Annotated in this window: 24 protein-coding genes; all 24 read left to right on the top strand. The window is 67.6% G+C overall.

Translation table 11 applies throughout. The features are described from left to right. The 24 genes from rplD to rpmJ all read left to right on the top strand — a co-directional run bounded on the left by rplD (position 1) and on the right by rpmJ (position 12,279). Positions 1-660 (top strand): 50S ribosomal protein L4, encoded by a 660-nt coding sequence (gene rplD, locus ACF3NS_RS00810; RefSeq protein WP_154591822.1) that lies wholly within the window; start codon positions 1-3, stop codon positions 658-660. Next, on the top strand, positions 657-956 hold the full coding sequence (rplW, locus tag ACF3NS_RS00805) for a 50S ribosomal protein L23 (protein ID WP_019286353.1): 300 nt from the start codon (positions 657-659) through the stop codon (positions 954-956). The genes rplD and rplW overlap by 4 nt, the downstream gene beginning before the upstream one ends. A gap of 42 nt (positions 957-998) precedes the next feature. After that, positions 999-1,835 carry a 50S ribosomal protein L2 gene (gene rplB / locus ACF3NS_RS00800; protein WP_154591823.1) on the top strand — a complete coding sequence of 279 codons (837 nt, stop codon included), beginning with the start codon at positions 999-1,001 and terminating at the stop codon, positions 1,833-1,835. A gap of 15 nt (positions 1,836-1,850) precedes the next feature. Beyond that, complete coding sequence (gene rpsS / locus ACF3NS_RS00795) at positions 1,851-2,132, top strand: 30S ribosomal protein S19 (RefSeq protein ID WP_050347847.1); 282 nt, start codon at positions 1,851-1,853, stop codon at positions 2,130-2,132. Between the two features lie 26 nt (positions 2,133-2,158). After that, positions 2,159-2,533, top strand: a complete 375-nt coding sequence (gene rplV, locus ACF3NS_RS00790) for a 50S ribosomal protein L22 (protein WP_029211831.1) — start codon at positions 2,159-2,161, stop codon at positions 2,531-2,533. After that, positions 2,533-3,363 (top strand): 30S ribosomal protein S3, encoded by an 831-nt coding sequence (gene rpsC / locus ACF3NS_RS00785; protein ID WP_288799226.1) that lies wholly within the window; start codon positions 2,533-2,535, stop codon positions 3,361-3,363. Before rplV ends, rpsC begins: the two co-directional genes overlap by 1 nt. Further along, complete coding sequence (gene rplP, locus ACF3NS_RS00780; RefSeq protein WP_154591825.1) at positions 3,363-3,782, top strand: 50S ribosomal protein L16; 420 nt, start codon at positions 3,363-3,365, stop codon at positions 3,780-3,782. Before rpsC ends, rplP begins: the two co-directional genes overlap by 1 nt. Next, positions 3,782-4,027: a 50S ribosomal protein L29 gene (rpmC, locus tag ACF3NS_RS00775; RefSeq protein ID WP_154591826.1), complete on the top strand. Its 246-nt coding sequence runs from the start codon at positions 3,782-3,784 to the stop codon at positions 4,025-4,027. The genes rplP and rpmC overlap by 1 nt, the downstream gene beginning before the upstream one ends. Beyond that, the gene (rpsQ, locus tag ACF3NS_RS00770) at positions 4,024-4,326 is read left to right on the top strand and encodes a 30S ribosomal protein S17 (RefSeq protein ID WP_154591827.1); all 303 of its coding nucleotides are present in this window, start codon (positions 4,024-4,026) and stop codon (positions 4,324-4,326) included. The genes rpmC and rpsQ overlap by 4 nt, the downstream gene beginning before the upstream one ends. 120 nt (positions 4,327-4,446) lie before the next feature. Next, positions 4,447-4,815 (top strand): 50S ribosomal protein L14, encoded by a 369-nt coding sequence (gene rplN / locus ACF3NS_RS00765; RefSeq protein ID WP_288799225.1) that lies wholly within the window; start codon positions 4,447-4,449, stop codon positions 4,813-4,815. 3 nt (positions 4,816-4,818) lie between these two features. Further along, positions 4,819-5,160, top strand: a complete 342-nt coding sequence (gene rplX / locus ACF3NS_RS00760; protein WP_154591828.1) for a 50S ribosomal protein L24 — start codon at positions 4,819-4,821, stop codon at positions 5,158-5,160. Positions 5,161-5,162: 2 nt separating this feature from the next. Next, positions 5,163-5,732, top strand: coding sequence for a 50S ribosomal protein L5 (gene rplE / locus ACF3NS_RS00755; protein WP_154591829.1), 570 nt, complete (start codon positions 5,163-5,165; stop codon positions 5,730-5,732). A 2-nt stretch (positions 5,733-5,734) separates the two neighbouring features. Next, positions 5,735-5,920, top strand: coding sequence for a type Z 30S ribosomal protein S14 (locus tag ACF3NS_RS00750; protein WP_288799224.1), 186 nt, complete (start codon positions 5,735-5,737; stop codon positions 5,918-5,920). A 120-nt stretch (positions 5,921-6,040) separates the two neighbouring features. Next, positions 6,041-6,439, top strand: coding sequence for a 30S ribosomal protein S8 (gene rpsH / locus ACF3NS_RS00745; RefSeq protein ID WP_019286341.1), 399 nt, complete (start codon positions 6,041-6,043; stop codon positions 6,437-6,439). Positions 6,440-6,463: 24 nt separating this feature from the next. Beyond that, positions 6,464-7,003, top strand: a complete 540-nt coding sequence (gene rplF / locus ACF3NS_RS00740; RefSeq protein ID WP_288799223.1) for a 50S ribosomal protein L6 — start codon at positions 6,464-6,466, stop codon at positions 7,001-7,003. A gap of 3 nt (positions 7,004-7,006) precedes the next feature. Continuing rightward, positions 7,007-7,384 (top strand): 50S ribosomal protein L18, encoded by a 378-nt coding sequence (gene rplR / locus ACF3NS_RS00735; RefSeq protein WP_288799222.1) that lies wholly within the window; start codon positions 7,007-7,009, stop codon positions 7,382-7,384. Between the two features lie 40 nt (positions 7,385-7,424). Beyond that, on the top strand, positions 7,425-8,057 hold the full coding sequence (rpsE, locus tag ACF3NS_RS00730) for a 30S ribosomal protein S5 (protein WP_154591832.1): 633 nt from the start codon (positions 7,425-7,427) through the stop codon (positions 8,055-8,057). Next, positions 8,057-8,239 carry a 50S ribosomal protein L30 gene (rpmD, locus tag ACF3NS_RS00725; RefSeq protein ID WP_019286337.1) on the top strand — a complete coding sequence of 61 codons (183 nt, stop codon included), beginning with the start codon at positions 8,057-8,059 and terminating at the stop codon, positions 8,237-8,239. Before rpsE ends, rpmD begins: the two co-directional genes overlap by 1 nt. Continuing rightward, complete coding sequence (gene rplO, locus ACF3NS_RS00720; protein WP_154591833.1) at positions 8,239-8,733, top strand: 50S ribosomal protein L15; 495 nt, start codon at positions 8,239-8,241, stop codon at positions 8,731-8,733. Before rpmD ends, rplO begins: the two co-directional genes overlap by 1 nt. 150 nt (positions 8,734-8,883) lie before the next feature. Next, the gene (secY, locus tag ACF3NS_RS00715; RefSeq protein ID WP_288797598.1) at positions 8,884-10,197 is read left to right on the top strand and encodes a preprotein translocase subunit SecY; all 1,314 of its coding nucleotides are present in this window, start codon (positions 8,884-8,886) and stop codon (positions 10,195-10,197) included. Beyond that, positions 10,197-10,760, top strand: a complete 564-nt coding sequence (locus tag ACF3NS_RS00710) for an adenylate kinase (protein ID WP_288797599.1) — start codon at positions 10,197-10,199, stop codon at positions 10,758-10,760. The genes secY and ACF3NS_RS00710 overlap by 1 nt, the downstream gene beginning before the upstream one ends. A 9-nt stretch (positions 10,761-10,769) precedes the next feature. Beyond that, on the top strand, positions 10,770-11,630 hold the full coding sequence (map, locus tag ACF3NS_RS00705) for a type I methionyl aminopeptidase (protein WP_311966316.1): 861 nt from the start codon (positions 10,770-10,772) through the stop codon (positions 11,628-11,630). 219 nt (positions 11,631-11,849) lie between these two features. Continuing rightward, the gene (infA, locus tag ACF3NS_RS00700; protein ID WP_006946284.1) at positions 11,850-12,071 is read left to right on the top strand and encodes a translation initiation factor IF-1; all 222 of its coding nucleotides are present in this window, start codon (positions 11,850-11,852) and stop codon (positions 12,069-12,071) included. A 94-nt stretch (positions 12,072-12,165) separates the two neighbouring features. Next, complete coding sequence (rpmJ, locus tag ACF3NS_RS00695; RefSeq protein ID WP_019286332.1) at positions 12,166-12,279, top strand: 50S ribosomal protein L36; 114 nt, start codon at positions 12,166-12,168, stop codon at positions 12,277-12,279. Positions 12,280-12,412 lie beyond the last annotated feature (133 nt).

Below are 12,412 nucleotides of genomic sequence, written 5' to 3'. Positions count from 1 at the left end.
ATGACGACCATCGACATCCTGGACGCCACGGGCGCCAAGGCCGGCACCGTCGAGCTGCCCGCCGAGGTTTTCGACGTCCAGACCAACATCCCGCTGATCCACCAGGTCGTGGTGGCGCAGCTCGCGGCCGCCCGTCAGGGCACCCACAAGGCCAAGACGCGCGCCGAGGTGCGTGGCGGTGGCGCCAAGCCTTACCGCCAGAAGGGCACCGGCCGGGCTCGCCAGGGCTCGACTCGTGCGCCGCAGTTCGCCGGCGGTGGCGTCGTCCACGGACCGGTGCCGCGCGACTACTCGCAGCGCACCCCCAAGAAGATGAAGGCCGCCGCCCTGCGCGGGGCCCTCTCGGACCGCGCCCGTCACGGCCGCGTCCACGTCTTGTCCTCCCTCGTCGAGGGTGACGCGCCGTCCACCAAGGTGGCCGCGAACGTCCTGGGCGGCATCAGCGAGCGCAAGAACCTGCTCGTCGTCATCGAGCGCGAGGACACGCTGGGCATGGCGTCGGTGCGCAACATCGCCAACGTGCACATCCTGGTCGCCGACCAGCTCAACACGTACGACGTGCTCTGCGCGGACGACGTGGTCTTCACCCAGGGCGCTCTCGAGGCCTTCCTGGCCAAGGGCACCCCGGCGGCCGCCAAGGCTGAGGAGGACACCAAGTGAGCACCATCAAGGACCCCCGCGACATCCTGCTCGCGCCGGTCGTCTCCGAGAAGTCGTACGGACTGATGGACCAGGGCAAGTACACCTTCGTCGTGGACCCCCGGGCCAACAAGACCGAGATCAAGATCGCCATCGAGCAGATCTTCAAGGTCAAGGTGGACTCCGTGCACACGCTCAACCGCCCGGGCAAGACCCGCCGCACGCGGTTCGGCCTCGGCAAGCGCAAGGACACGAAGCGCGCGATCGTCACCCTCAAGGAAGGGTCGATCGACATCTTCGGAGGCGCTGGCGTCTGACGCCGGCGACCGAGGATCGACTAGGACACTGAGGGATCAGACATGGCTATCCGTAAGTACAAGCCCACGACGCCGGGTCGTCGTGGCTCGAGCGTCGCGGACTTCGTAGAGGTCACGCGCAGCACGCCCGAGAAGTCGCTGGTGCGCCCGCTGCCCAAGAGCGGTGGACGCAACTCGAGCGGCCGCATCACCACGCGCCACATCGGCGGTGGCCACAAGCGCGCCTACCGCGTGATCGACTTCCGTCGTCACGACAAGGACGGCGTGCCCGCCAAGGTCGCTCACATCGAGTACGACCCCAACCGCACGGCCCGCATCGCGCTGCTGCACTACGCGGACGGCGAGAAGCGCTACATCCTCGCGCCCAACCGCCTCTCGCAGGGTGACGTGGTGGAGAACGGCCCCGGCGCCGACATCAAGCCGGGCAACGCACTGCCGCTCAAGAACATCCCCGTGGGTACCGTCATCCACGCGATCGAGCTGAAGCCCGGTGGCGGCGCCAAGATCGCCCGCTCGGCGGGTGCTCGCGTGCAGCTCGTCGCCAAGGATGGCCCCTACGCCCAGCTGCGTATGCCGTCCGGCGAGATCCGCAACGTCGACCTGCGCTGCCGCGCCACGGTCGGCGAGGTGGGCAATGCCGAGCAGAGCAACATCAACTGGGGCAAGGCCGGCCGTATGCGGTGGAAGGGCAAGCGCCCCACCGTCCGTGGTGTGGCCATGAACCCGATCGACCACCCCCACGGTGGTGGTGAGGGCAAGACGTCCGGTGGTCGCCACCCGGTCAGCCCCTGGGGCCAGCCCGAGGGCCGCACCCGCAAGCCGGGCAAGCCGAGCGACAAGCTCATCGTCCGTCGTCGTCGTACTGGCAAGAAGCGCTGATAGGAGCCTTTGGACATGCCTCGTAGCCTGAAGAAGGGCCCCTTCATCGACGACCACCTCCAGAAGAAGGTGGACGCCCAGAACGAAGCCGGCACCAAGAACGTCATCAAGACCTGGTCGCGCCGTTCGGTGATCTCGCCGGACATGCTCGGCCACACCCTCGCCGTCCACGACGGTCGCAAGCACGTCCCGGTGTTCGTCACCGAGTCGATGGTCGGCCACAAGCTCGGCGAGTTCGCCCCCACCCGTACCTTCAAGGGACACGAGAAGGACGACAAGAAGGGGCGTCGTCGCTGATGGCCAACAACGACAAGGAATTCCAGATGGAAGCCAAGGCCGTTGCGCGCCACGTGCGCGTCACGCCCATGAAGGCTCGCCGCGTCGTCGACCTGATCCGTGGCAAGCAGGCCGGCGAGGCGATCGCCACGCTGCAGTTCGCCCCTCAGTCGGCGAGCGACCCGGTGCTCAAGGTTCTCCAGAGCGCCATCGCCAACGCCCGCGTCAAGGCCGACCAGGCCTCTCAGGCCTTCGACGAGCGCAACCTCGTCATCACCAAGGCGTACGTGGACGAGGGCCAGACCATGAAGCGGTTCCAGCCGCGTGCCCAGGGTCGCGCCTTCCGCATCCGCAAGCGCACGAGCCACATCACCGTCTTCGTGGCCCAGCCGGAGGCCGCTAGCAAGGGAGGCACCCGCTAATGGGTCAGAAGGTCAACCCGCACGGTTTCCGCCTCGGTATCACCACCGACCACCGCAGCCGGTGGTTCGCCGACAGCACCAAGGTCGGTCAGCGGTACCGCGACTACGTGAAGGAAGACGTCGCGATCCGACGTCTCCTGTCCAACGGCATGGAGCGCGCCGGCATCTCCCGCGTGGAGATCGAGCGCACCCGTGACCGCGTCCGCGTGGACATCCACACGGCGCGCCCCGGCATCGTCATCGGTCGCCGAGGCGCCGAGGCCGACCGCATCCGCGGCGAGCTCGAGAAGCTCACGGGCAAGCAGGTCCAGCTCAACATCCTCGAGGTCAAGAACCCCGAGGTCGACGCCCAGCTGGTCGCCCAGGGCATCGCCGAGCAGCTCTCCGCCCGTGTCTCCTTCCGCCGTGCCATGCGCAAGGGCATGCAGTCCGCCCAGCGCGCTGGCGCCCAGGGCATCCGGGTCATGTGCGCCGGCCGTCTCGGCGGCGCCGAGATGTCCCGCTCGGAGTTCTACCGCGAGGGTCGCGTCCCGCTGCACACGCTGCGCGCCAACATCGACTACGGCTTCTACGAGGCTCGTACGACCTTCGGCCGCATCGGCGTCAAGGTGTGGATCTACAAGGGCGACGTGACCGCCAAGGAGCTGGCTGCCCAGCAGGCCGCCGCCCCGCGTCCGTCCCGCGGCCCGCGCCGTGACGGTGCCGACCGTCCCGGCCGTGGTGGCCGTGGCCCCCGTCGTGACAGCAACCGCGACGTCGCCCCGGCCGAGGCCGGCGCCGCGTCCGACACCGCGCAGGCCCAGCCTGCGGAGCAGGGAGCTGAGTCCTGATGCTGATTCCCCGTCGTGTGAAGCACCGCAAGCAGCACCACCCCGGTCGCAGCGGCGCTGCCAAGGGCGGCACCACGGTCGCGTTCGGTGACTACGGGATCCAGGCGCTCGAGCCGGCCTACGTCACCAACCGGCAGATCGAGTCCGCTCGTATCGCCATGACGCGGTACATCAAGCGTGGTGGAAAGGTCTGGATCAACATCTACCCGGACCGCCCGCTGACCAAGAAGCCCGCCGAGACCCGCATGGGTTCCGGAAAGGGCTCGCCCGAGTGGTGGGTCGCCAACGTCAAGCCCGGCCGCGTCATGTTCGAGCTGGCCGGCGTCCCGGAGCCCGTTGCCCGCGAGGCCATGCGTCTGGCGATGCACAAGCTCCCGATGAAGTGCCGTTTCGTGGCGCGTGAAGGTGGTGACATCTGATGGCAGTCGGATCCAAGGACCTGACCTCCGAGCAGCTGCGTGGCCTCGGCGACGACCGTCTGGTCGACGAGCTCAAGAAGGCCAAGGAGGAGCTGTTCAACCTCCGGTTCCAGTCCGCCACGGGCCAGCTGGAGAACCACGGCCGTCTGCGCGCTGTCCGCAAGGACATCGCTCGCATCTACACCGAGATGCGCGAGCGCGAGCTCGGCATCGGTGCCGCCCCGTCGAAGGGTGGCCAGGCATGAGCGACAACCAGAAGGAAGCTGCCAACACCGTGAGCGAGACGACTCTCGAGCGCAACGACCGCAAGACCCGCCAGGGCTATGTGGTGAGCGACAAGATGGACAAGACCGTCGTGGTCGAGGTCGAGGACCGCGTCAAGCACGCGCTCTACGGCAAGGTCCTGCGGCGCAGCAGCAAGGTCAAGGCGCACGACGAGGAGAACTCGGCGGGCATCGGTGACCGCGTCCTGATCATGGAGACCCGCCCGCTGTCCGCCTCCAAGCGGTGGCGCGTGGTGGAGATCCTCGAGCGCGCGAAGTAGTTCTGCCGCTCACCCGCACGCATCGGTCTCAGGAGCACCTGGGACCAGCCCGACCAACAGTTCGGCCAGGCTCAACCGGAGGGATCCGGTGAGAACCAGCTCGACGACAGGAGTTCGACAGTGATCCAGCAGGAGTCGCGACTGCGCGTCGCCGACAACACCGGTGCCAAGGAGATCCTTTGCATCCGTGTGCTCGGCGGTTCGGGTCGTCGGTATGCCGGCATCGGCGACGTCATCGTCGCCACCGTCAAGGACGCGATCCCCGGTGGCAACGTGAAGAAGGGCGACGTCGTCAAGGCCGTCATCGTCCGCACGACCAAGGAGCGTCGTCGTACCGACGGTTCCTACATCAAGTTCGACGAGAACGCGGCCGTCATCCTCAAGAACGACGGTGACCCGCGTGGCACGCGCATCTTCGGCCCGGTGGGCCGCGAGCTGCGTGAGAAGAAGTTCATGAAGATCATCTCTCTGGCGCCGGAGGTGCTGTAACCCATGGCGAAGATGAAGATCAAGAAGGGTGACCTGGTCCAGGTCATCACCGGCCCTGACAAGGGCCAGACGGGCAAGGTCATCTCGGTGGACACCGAGGCCGGGCGCGTCCTGGTCGAGGGCATCAACCGCGTGACCAAGCACACCAAGGCCGGCCAGGGTGCGGGCCGCACCGGCGGCATCGTCCACACCGAGGCCCCGATCCACGTCTCCAACGTGCAGGTCGTGGACCCGGAGAGCAAGAAGCCGACCCGTATCAAGACGCGCGTCGAGACCGTCGAGCGTGACGGTCGGTCCAAGACCGTCCGCACGCGCGTGTCCGTCCGCTCGGGCAAGGACCTGTGATCATGACTGCCACCACCACTGAGAAGACGCAGCCCCGCCTCAAGGCGCGCTACGGCGCGGAGATCAAGCCTGCGCTGCAGGACCAGTTCTCCTACCCCAACGTCATGCAGGTCCCCGGTGTCGTCAAGGTCATCGTCAACATGGGTGTCGGTGAGGCGGCTCGCGACTCGAAGCTGATCGAGGGCGCGGTGCGTGACCTGACCGCCATCACGGGCCAGAAGCCCATCGTGACCAAGGCTCGCAAGTCCATCGCGCAGTTCAAGCTGCGCGAGGGGATGCCCATCGGCGCGCACGTCACCCTCCGCGGTGACCGCATGTGGGAGTTCCTCGACCGTCTGCTGTCGGTCGCCCTCCCGCGTATCCGCGACTTCCGGGGTCTGTCCGGCAAGCAGTTCGACGGTCGCGGCAACTACACCTTCGGTCTCAACGAGCAGTCGATGTTCCACGAGATCGACCAGGACAAGATCGACCGGGTTCGCGGCATGGACATCACGATCGTCACCACCGCCACGAACGACGACGAGGGTCGCGCCCTGCTCAAGCAGCTCGGCTTCCCGTTCAAGGAGAACTGACCGTGGCCAAGACCGCTCTGATCAACAAGGCGAACGCCAAGCCGAAGTTCAAGGTGCGCGCGTACACGCGCTGCCAGCGCTGCGGCCGTCCGCACTCGGTGTACCGCAAGTTCGGCCTGTGCCGGATCTGCCTGCGCGAGATGGCGCACGGGGGAGAGCTCCCCGGCGTCACTAAGAGCAGCTGGTAACCCCAACCCTCGAATTTCCACTCCGCTCTACATCGCAGGTCGGGACGACGGCGGCGCCCCCGGGACACCCGGGGAGCCGGCCCGAGACTGAAACCGCGGTGAGGAAGGGCAAGCAGCCCAATGACCATGACTGACCCGATTGCGGACATGCTGACCCGCGTCCGGAACGCCAACTCGGCGCACCACGACGTCGTCTCCATGCCGTTCTCGAAGCTGAAGAAGAACATCGCGGACATCCTCGAGGCCGAGGGCTACATCGCCGGCTCGAAGATCGAGGAGGCCGAGGTGGGTCAGACCCTGACCATCAACCTCAAGTACGGCCCCAACCGCGAGCGGTCGATCGCGGGCGTGCGTCGGGTGTCCAAGCCCGGTCTGCGCGTGTACGCGAAGTCCACCAACCTGCCCAAGGTCCTCGGCGGCCTCGGCGTGGCGATCATCTCCACGTCGACCGGTCTGCTGACCGACAAGCAGGCTGCCCAGAAGGGCGTGGGTGGGGAAGTCCTCGCCTACGTCTGGTAACCCACGGCGCGAAAGGAGCATCTCATGTCCCGAATCGGACGACTCCCTGTCTCCGTGCCCATGGGTGTGGAGGTCAACATCGACGGTCAGACCGTCACCGTCAAGAAGAACAACGCCGAGCTGAGCCACGTCGTGGCCGAGCCGATCACGGTCGAGAAGGCCGAGGACGGCACGATCGAGGTCAAGCGTCCCAACGACGAGCGTCAGTCCCGCGCCCTGCACGGCCTGACCCGTTCCCTCATCGCCAACATGGTCGAGGGCGTCACCAACGGCTACGAGAAGAAGCTCGAGATCTTCGGCACCGGTTACCGCGTGATGGCCCGGGGCAGCAACCTCGAGTTCGCTCTCGGCTACTCGCACCCGATCGTCGTCGAGCCGCCGGAGGGCATCACCTTCCAGGTCGAGGCCCCGACGAGGTTCTCGGTCAAGGGCATCGACAAGCAGCTCGTCGGCGAGGTCGCTGCCAACATCCGCAAGCTCCGCAAGCCCGACCCCTACAAGGGCAAGGGTGTCCGCTACGCGGGCGAGCAGATCCGCCGCAAGGTCGGAAAGGCTGGTAAGTAAGCCATGGCACGACTCATCGTCAAGCGCGGCAAGGGCAAGAGCGCCGCGCGCGGCCGCCGTCACCTGCGTCTGCGCAAGCGCATCGCCGGCACCACGACGCGGCCTCGCCTCGTGGTCAACCGGTCCGCGCGTCACATGTTCGTCCAGGTGGTCGACGACACCGTCGGCAAGACGCTGGCGAGCGCCTCCACCATGGAGGCCGACCTGCGCTCCTTCGAGGGCGACAAGACGGCCAAGGCCAAGCGGGTCGGTGAGCTCGTCGCCGAGCGCGCCAAGGCCGCCGGCGTGTCCGCGGTCGTGTTCGACCGTGGCGGCAACCAGTACCACGGCCGCATCGCCGCGATCGCCGACGGCGCCCGCGAGGGTGGTCTGGACCTGTGACCGCTCACCAGACGTACGTTTCAGGAAAGAGGAACATCTGATGCCAGGACCTCAGCGCCGCGGAACCGGCGCCGGCACCGGCCAGAACGGCGGCGAGCGCACCAACGACCGCCGTGACCGCCGCGAGCGGGGCGACCGTCGCGACTCCGCCGAGAAGAGCCAGTACATCGAGCGAGTGGTGACGATCAACCGCGTCGCCAAGGTCGTCAAGGGTGGCCGCCGCTTCAGCTTCACCGCGCTCGTCGTGGTGGGCGACGGTGACGGCACTGTGGGCGTGGGCTACGGCAAGGCCAAGGAGGTGCCCGCCGCGATCGCGAAGGGCGTCGAGGAGGCCAAGAAGGCGTTCTTCCGCGTCCCCCGCATCCAGGGCACCATCCCGCACCCCGTCCAGGGTGAGAAGGCCGCGGGCGTCGTGCTCCTTCGTCCCGCCGCCCCCGGTACCGGTGTCATCGCCGGAGGCCCGGTGCGCGCCGTGCTCGAGTGCGCCGGCATCCACGACGTGCTGTCCAAGTCGCTCGGCTCGGACAACTCGATCAACATCGTCCACGCGACGGTCGAGGCCCTCAAGGGTCTCGAGCGCCCCGAGGCTGTCGCGGCTCGCCGCGGCAAGTCCCTCGAGGACGTCGCGCCCGCCGCTCTGCTGCGCGCCCGTGCCGCTGGGGCTGGTGCCTGATGTCTCGACTCAAGGTGACCCAGACCCGTGGCCACGTCGGCTGCAAGCAGAACCAGCGAGAGACCCTGCGCACGCTCGGTCTCAAGCGCATCGGTGACGTCGTCGTCAAGGAGGACCGCCCCGAGATCCGGGGGATGGTCCGCACCGTGGCGCACCTCGTGACCGTCGAGGAGGTTGACTGATGGCTATCGCCAAGAAGTCCGGCGAGCAGGAGCTCCCTGCCGACGGCACCACGCACGCCCTGAAGGTGCACCACCTTCGCCCCGCCCCCGGCGCCAAGACCCCCAAGACCCGCGTGGGTCGCGGTGAGGGCTCCAAGGGCAAGACCGCCGGTCGCGGCACCAAGGGCACCAAGGCCCGCTACCAGGTGCCCGCGGGCTTCGAGGGCGGTCAGACGCCGCTGCACATGCGTCTGCCCAAGATGCGCGGCTTCAAGAACCCGTTCAAGACCGAGTACCAGGTCGTGAACCTCGACAAGATCTCCGCGCTCTACCCCGAGGGTGGCGAGGTCACCGTCGAGGGTCTCGTGGAGAAGGGCGCGGTCCGCAAGGGCTCGCTCGTCAAGGTCCTCGGCCAGGGCGAGATCACCGTCAAGGTCAACGTGACGGCGGACAAGTTCTCGGGATCCGCCAAGGACAAGATCGAGGCCGCGGGCGGTTCGACCACCCAGGCCTGATCGTCGGCAGGAGCCGGAGCGCCGGCGCTGCCCGACATCACCTGCACGACCACGACCCCGGAAGCGTCGCTTCCGGGGTCGTGGTCGTGCAGGGCACCAGGGGCGCGGATGCTACCCTGCGTAAGTCGTCATGGTCGCCGAGGAGGACCTGTGCTGTCGGCCTTTACCCGTGCGTTCAAGACGCCGGACCTTCGCAAGAAGATCTTGTTCACCCTGTTCGTGATGGCGCTCTTCCGCGTCGGGTCGATCGTGCCCACGCCCGGCGTCAGCTACACGGACGTCCAGGCCTGCCTGCAGGGCGCCGAGACCAATACCGGTGCCCTCGGCATCCTCAACCTGTTCAGCGGCGGCGCGCTGCTGCAGCTGTCGATCTTCGCGCTGGGCATCATGCCCTACATCACGGCCAGCATCATCGTGCAGCTGCTGACCGTCGTCATCCCAAGGTTCGAGGCACTCAAGCAGGAGGGCCAGTCCGGGCAGACCAAGCTGACGCAGTACACCCGCTACCTCACGATCGGGCTGGCGATCCTGCAGTCGGCCACGTACGTCACGTACGCGCGCAACCCTGACCAGCTGTTCGGTGGCCAGTGCACGTCGATCATGCCGGACGAGTCCCTGCCGGCACTCCTCATCATGGTGGTCACCATGACCGCCGGCACCGGCCTGGTCATGTGGATGGGTGAGCTCATCACGGACCGGGGCGTCGGCAACGGGATGTCGCTGCTGATCTTCACCTCGATCGTCTCCAGCTTCCCCGGCACGCTCTGGGGCTCGGTCGCCGCCAACGGTCGCCAGCTCGGCCGCTTCATCCTCGTGATGCTCGTGGGTCTTCTCATCGTGGCCATCGTCGTCTTCGTCGAGCAGTGCCAGCGGCGGGTCCCGGTGCAGTACGCCAAGCGCATGGTCGGCCGTCAGGTCTACGGCGGCACCAGCACCTACATCCCGATGAAGATCAACATGGCCAACGTCATCCCGATCATCTTCGCGTCCTCGCTGCTGCAGCTGCCCACGATGGTGGCGACGTTCCAGCGCAACAACGCCAACCCGCCCGCCTGGGCCGAGTGGATCCAGACGCACCTGGGCATGGGCAGCGGGCCGTGGTACTCGCTGATCTTCTTCACCCTGATCGTGTTCTTCACGTTCTTCTACGTGTCGATCACCTTTAACCCGGAGGAGGTCGCCGACAACATGAAGAAGTACGGCGGCTTCATCCCCGGCATCCGCGCAGGGCGCCCCACGGCCCAGTACCTCGACTACATCCTCACCCGGCTCACCTCGGTGGGTGCGCTCTACCTCGGGTTGCTGTCCCTGATCCCCGTGATCGCGTTCACCACGATGAACGTGCAGCGCGACTTCCCGTTCGGCGGCGCCTCCCTGCTGATCATGGTGGGCGTCGGCCTGGAGACGGTGAAGCAGATCGAGTCCCAGCTCCAGCAACGAAACTACGAAGGGTTCTTGCGCTAATGCAACTGATCATCATGGGTCCGCCCGGCGCCGGCAAGGGGACGCAGGCCGCACGGCTCGTCGAGGGTCTGGGGATCCCCGCCATCTCGACCGGCGACATCTTCCGCGCCAACATCAAGGCCGAGACCGAGCTCGGTCTCAAGGTCAAGGAGATCATCGCCGGCGGGGGCTACGTCCCGGACGAGATCACCGACGCGATCGTCGCCGACCGCCTGTCCCAGCCCGACTGCCAGCCCGGCTTCCTGCTGGACGGCTACCCGCGCACCGTGGGCCAGGTCGAGGCCCTGGACGGGATGCTTCAGCGCATGGGTCGCCCCCTGGACGCCGTCCTCGTCCTGACCGTCGACACGGACGCCGTCGTGCAGCGCCTGCTCAAGCGGGCCGAGGTGGAGGGTCGGGTCGACGACACGGAGGAGGTCATCCGGGAGCGGATGGCCATCTACGCCCGCGAGACGCAACCCCTCATCGACCTCTACCGCGAGCGGGGCCTGATCCATGAGGTGGACGGCATGGGCGAGGTCGACGACGTGACCGAGCGACTCCTGCAGACGGTCCGGGGCTGAGCCAACCACGTGTTCGGGCGTTCCAGGATCCAGACCAAGACCGACGACCAGATCCGCGCCATGCGCCGTGCGGGGCTGGTCGTCGGCCGCACCCTGCAGATGCTGTCCGAGGAGCTGCGGGCCGGTATGACCACCGGGGAGCTCGACGCACTGGCCGAGAGCTTCATCCGTGACCACGGCATGGTGCCGAACTTCGCCGAGGTGCCGGGCTACCACCACACCCTGTGCGTCTCCGTCGGCGAGCAGATCGTGCACGGCATCCCGGGGGACCGGATGCTGCTGGAGGGCGACCTGGTGTCCGTCGACTGCGGCTGCTACGTCCTCGAGGACGGCACGCAGTGGCATGGCGACGCTGCCCGCACCTTCGTCGTCGGGGGGCGGGAGGCGGCCAGGCCGGCCGAGCTCGCGCTGTCCGACGCCACCGAGTCATCCCTGTGGGCGGGCATCGCCGCCCTGCGCGTCGGGGGCCGGCTGCACGAGGTGGGGGCCGCGGTCGAGGACTCGATCGAGGCCTCCGGGCGGCGGGACGGGGTCGACTACGGCATCGTGGAGGACTACGTCGGCCACGGCATCGGGACGTCCATGCACATGGACCCCCAGGTCTACAACTATCGCGTCCGCGACCGGGGGCCGACCGTCCGCAGCGGCGTGACCCTGGCGATCGAGCCGATGATCACCCTGGGCTCGGCCGACAACCACGTGCTCGACGACGAGTGGACGGTCGTCACCGACGACGGCTCCGCGGCGAGCCACTGGGAGAACACCGTGGCCGTCACGGACGCGGGTCTGTGGGTCCTCACCGAGGTCGACGGGGGAGCGGAGCGGCTGCGGGCGGCGGGCGCGGCATACGGCCCGCTCGACCAGGCGTGACGTCCCCCCAGCGCGCCTGCGCCGATTTCCCTGCGTGCGGGGGTATGGCGTAGGCTGGTGCGTCGGCTCACGAGCGTTCAGACCCACCTGTCCCGGCGGCTGGTCATGGCAGGTCAAGGCCTCGTCACAACGTGTGCCGGAAGTACCCGATCAGACAGTGCCACGGCGGTTGTCATCCTGCTCGCAGGACGCGGTCCGCCTCGACGGAATGTGGAGGACATGGCCAAGAAGGACGGTGTCATCGAGATCGAGGGCACGATCGTGGAGGCTCTCCCGAACGCGATGTTCCGGGTGGAGCTCACCAACGGTCACAAGGTGCTCGCTCACATCTCCGGCAAGATGCGTCAGCACTACATCCGCATCCTCCCCGAGGACCGGGTCGTCGTTGAGCTCAGCCCGTATGACCTGACCCGAGGGCGCATCGTCTTCCGCTACCGCTGACCGGCTCGCCCGGTCCGGTGGTCGGCAGGCACCACCCGATCCACCCGCCTGGGGCACGTCCGTGCCCCGGGCCCGATCTGAAGACAGTAGGCAGATGAAGGTTCAGCCCAGCGTCAAGAAGATCTGCGACAAGTGCAAGGTGATCCGCCGCAACGGCCGGGTCATGGTGATCTGCGAGAACGCTCGCCACAAGCAGCGTCAGGGCTGATCCACCGGTCATCGTGGCCCCGGCCGCGTCGACCCGCACGCGCAGGCTTCCGCCGAACGCGCACGAAGCATTGCCAGCAGCACCCGGCCTCAGGTCTCGACCCGTCGAGACCTGGACGTCACCCCCGGCACGG

It is taken from the genome of Arsenicicoccus cauae, from assembly GCF_043162025.1.
GTDB classification, from domain to species: Bacteria; Actinomycetota; Actinomycetes; order Actinomycetales; family Dermatophilaceae; genus Arsenicicoccus; species Arsenicicoccus cauae.
This window is presented reverse-complemented; position numbering and strand designations above follow the sequence as displayed.